This window comes from Syntrophomonas sp. UBA5494 (genome assembly GCF_002426325.1).
Map to the genome: position 1 here is coordinate 17,663 of NZ_DIPG01000100.1, position 3,659 is coordinate 21,321.

At 50.9% G+C, this 3,659-nt stretch carries 4 protein-coding genes; all 4 read right to left on the bottom strand.

Annotation, left to right across the window (positions count from 1 at the left end):
• A partial coding sequence (locus B3W37_RS11090; protein WP_483175791.1) for a glycosyltransferase occupies positions 1 to 621 on the bottom strand: 621 nt, incomplete at its 3' end.
• Positions 618 to 1,748 carry a glycosyltransferase family 4 protein gene (locus B3W37_RS11095; protein ID WP_483175792.1) on the bottom strand — a complete coding sequence of 377 codons (1,131 nt, stop codon included), beginning with the start codon at positions 1,746 to 1,748 and terminating at the stop codon, positions 618 to 620. The genes B3W37_RS11090 and B3W37_RS11095, both read right to left, overlap by 4 nt.
• A 98-nt stretch (positions 1,749 to 1,846) precedes the next feature.
• Entirely contained in the window at positions 1,847 to 3,373 is a 1,527-nt protein-coding gene (wbaP, locus tag B3W37_RS11100; RefSeq protein WP_483175793.1) for an undecaprenyl-phosphate galactose phosphotransferase WbaP, read from the bottom strand.
• A gap of 34 nt (positions 3,374 to 3,407) precedes the next feature.
• Positions 3,408 to 3,659, bottom strand: a 252-nt coding sequence (locus B3W37_RS11105) for a hypothetical protein (RefSeq protein ID WP_483175794.1), incomplete at its 5' end; no start/stop codon positions are given.

Sequence of the window (3,659 nt, forward strand, 5' to 3'; positions counted from 1 at the left end):
ACGGGAGACAAATAAGAAATACTCAGCTTTGCGCTTTGATACGGCAAACTGTTCTGTATTCACTGGAGGATAGATAACCTCGGCCTTACGCCGGTAAGACCGCCATATCCGGGCCGCGGTATAGCGGGAGTTGGCTACAAAGTAATCCACCCGGGAAGAAGCGCAGCCATCCCAGAGGCGGATATAATGCAGAACAGCCCTGGCCAGGGTGGATTTAAAGCCTTTTTGCAGCCGGTTTTCCTTCAGGTAGTGATGGGTCAAATCCCAGGCATAGCGCACCGGGGTATGGCAATAACAAATATGTATCTGTTGAGAGTTGGTCAATACCCCTTTAGCCACACAATGACTGCTGGACAGTATCACCTCGAAATCGCTTAAATCGAACTGTTCAATGGCATACGGAAAAAAGGGCAGGTAAGAACGATACCTTTTTATCACCCCCGGCCTCTGCAACAGAGAGGCTTCAACCCGGGACAGGTCAAAACCCAGGGCCTCCAGGCTGGAAGCTCTATAAAGCAGGGTATATAAGGGTGCTTCCGGATACAGTTGATGAAACGATTGCAGGCACTTTTCAGCTCCGCCCGGCTCGACTACCCAGTCATGTATTAAAGCTATGTTCATAATTTAAATCCTTTGGCAACTTCCTGATAAACTGTCATGGTTGCTGTGGCGGTATTCTGCCAGTTAAACAAAGCCGCCCGGCCACAGCCTTTAAACCCTAAACTTTTCCGCAAATTCTGGTCAGAAAGCAGAAGTTCAACCTTGCCGGCGATATCGGCAGCTTGTGTTGGGTCGACGTAAAGACCCGCATCCCCGACCACCTCCGGCAAGGATGCGGTATTGGATACTACCACGGGGGTTCCACAGGCCATGGCCTCCAGAGGCGGCAAGCCAAAGCCTTCGAAAAGCGAAGGGAAGACCAGCATCTCAGCGCCGCAGTACAGGCGGTGCAAATCTTCATCCGAACAGTTCTCATATTCGCGGATCATGTTTAGTCCCAGCTGGTGCTTGGTGATATCCACCTCGTCAGGCAAGGTCAAGCGCTTGCCGGCGATAACCAGCTGAAGCTCCGGGTGTTTTTCCAGCAGCATGGCATAGGCCTGCAACAATCCTTTTAGATTCTTATGCGGGGCCCGGTTGCCCACAAACAATATATAGCGATGCAGATGATGCCTGGCCTTAAATGCGTCTATTTCTTGCTGCGGCCGGGGAAAAAAATCAGGCGACACACCTAAAGGTATAACCCGGATCTTTTCCTGTAATGCCCGGCTGGGATAATCCTGCAAAAGGTCGTTTGCGGTAGCCGGGGATATGGCGATGACCCTTCCGGCCTTTTTTAGGCTGTTCTTTAATACCATTACACCCGCAGCAATTTGGAGATGGTTGCGCGGCGCCTGGCGTTTAAAAGGAATCAGGTCGTGTATAGTAATCACACTGTTTGCCGGCAAGTTCCAGGGTGCGTTGAAATGGGGTATATGCACCACATCTACATCGGCGTGTTTTCTAATAATCTGCCGGCCCTGCACTTGTTCAGAGACACTATAAATCGGGGCTTCAAAACTTGCAGCCTCGGTTTGCCTCCGCTGAGCCGTATCCAGGCTTTTAATCAATTCCTGATTGTGGCCTGATAACCCAGCCAGCACCACTTGCAGCTGTGGATAGGCTTTGAGCATGGTGGAAGTCAGCATGTGTATATACCGGCCTATGCCGGAATTTTGAATCATACGGCTATCTAATAATACCCGCATAGGTTGAAAAATTCTCTCCTAGTCCATAATTTTGTGCCGGTTGGACTTATCAAAGAGGCCTCCAGTTCAAGTCAACGCCCGTAAGCCGTCAGTTCCCATTAGTATGCTCCTTTACGGTTTAAAACAACCCCTATGGTCCTAAACAGCAGAGAAATATCCATCCACAATGACCAGTTGCGCACATACCATGATTCCATCAAGACCCGCTCCTGGTAATCAATATCATTGCGGCCGCTTACCTGCCATAGCCCGGTGATGCCGGGCAAGACCATCATATATTCCCGGGCCATATCACCAAAGCGTTCCATTTCTTCGGCTACTATGGGACGCGGCCCTACCAGACTCATCTCCCCTTTAAGCACGTTAATCAGTTGAGGAATTTCATCCAGGCTGGTTCGGCGTAGAATCCGTCCGATCCGGGTCACCCGGGGATCATCTTTGAGTTTGAAGTCCCGGTTCCATTGTTCTTGCAGATCAGGATTGTTTTTAAGCAACTGAGGCAATAACTCCTGGGCATTTATCACCATACTGCGAAATTTGTAACATTTGAATACCACACCGTTCTTGCCCAGTCTTCTATGGGCAAATACCGCCGCTCCCGGGCTTTCCAGGCGGATCAATGCCGCTAAAAGCAAGAGCAGCGGCGTCAGTAACAGCAGCAGCAAACCGCCCACAATGACATCAAAAGCCCTTTTACTGATCACATTGGCGCGGCTGGCCAGATTGTTGCGTGTTCTGAAGGCCAGCAGGCGTTCATTGAAGAAGTATTCGGCTTCTCCACCAATGACCGGAATACCTGCCAAATCGGGCACCACCAGAATGGAACGAGTATACGGCTGGACCTGGTTGACGGCTGAAACCAGCTGCGCTCCTGGCAAATCCGGCGCCGCTATCACCACATGCCGAATCCCATACCTTTTGAGTACTAAGGGCAAATCCTCTATAATTCCCAAAATCGGGTATTCCTGATCATTTATAATTATGGGATCCGTATCGTCTGCAGCAGTCACCCCAACCAAGCCACAAACTGTATAACCCAGGTAACGGTCCCTGGATAAGGCCTCCACAATCATCCGCGCCTGCGGCCCGGTGCCGGCTATGAGGCAGGGTTCATTCCACAAACCGGCACTACCCAGTACAGTTTTGGCTAAAAATCGTCCCAATGGCACTGCCGGAAGGGCTAATAGATATCCCCCCAGCAATACGGTTCTGGAAACCTCCCCGCCCAGTTTCATTAAAGAAACCGCAGCAAACGCCAGTATAAAGGTCAGGGTCAGCGCTCGGATCACTTTTCTGCTCTCTTGCCAGAAAGGCAGGCGTGCCGTATATAGACCTTCATAATACATGCACAGCAAATATAATCCCAGAAAAGCCAAGCTGTAATCGGCCAGATGCGCGGGGAGGCTGTCGGGAAAGTGCGGGTATATTAAAGGCAGGAGCCGGAGTCTGACCTGTATGCTGGCTGCCATCACCACCGCCATGCTGAAGATATCCAAGGCGGTCAGGGCGATGATGACTACGAGTTTACGCAGCATCTGGGGCATGGTCAGCCAGGCCATGGAGTTCAGGGTTTCCAGGACCTCGGGGCTGTGGTCGTCTATGGTTCCGGCATCAAGGTGGTTCATATTTCATCCCGCTATTCTAACGTCATCAGTTAAGTTATTTCAACTCATCCCACTGCATCATGTCATGATACAAATCAACCGTGTACTTGTCAGGCCTGCTATCCAGTAAAGCCTGCGCTTCCAGCCTGTGGCCCTGCCTGCTCAGAGAGGCCGCATAAACCGCCTGGAGATCTGCCATTACCCGGTTGGGCTTTTGATTACTCTTAAGCAAGTCCTGATAGATTGGCTCCACCATTCCTATGGCTTCTTGATACTGACCCCGCAGGTAATAAACCCGGGCCATATT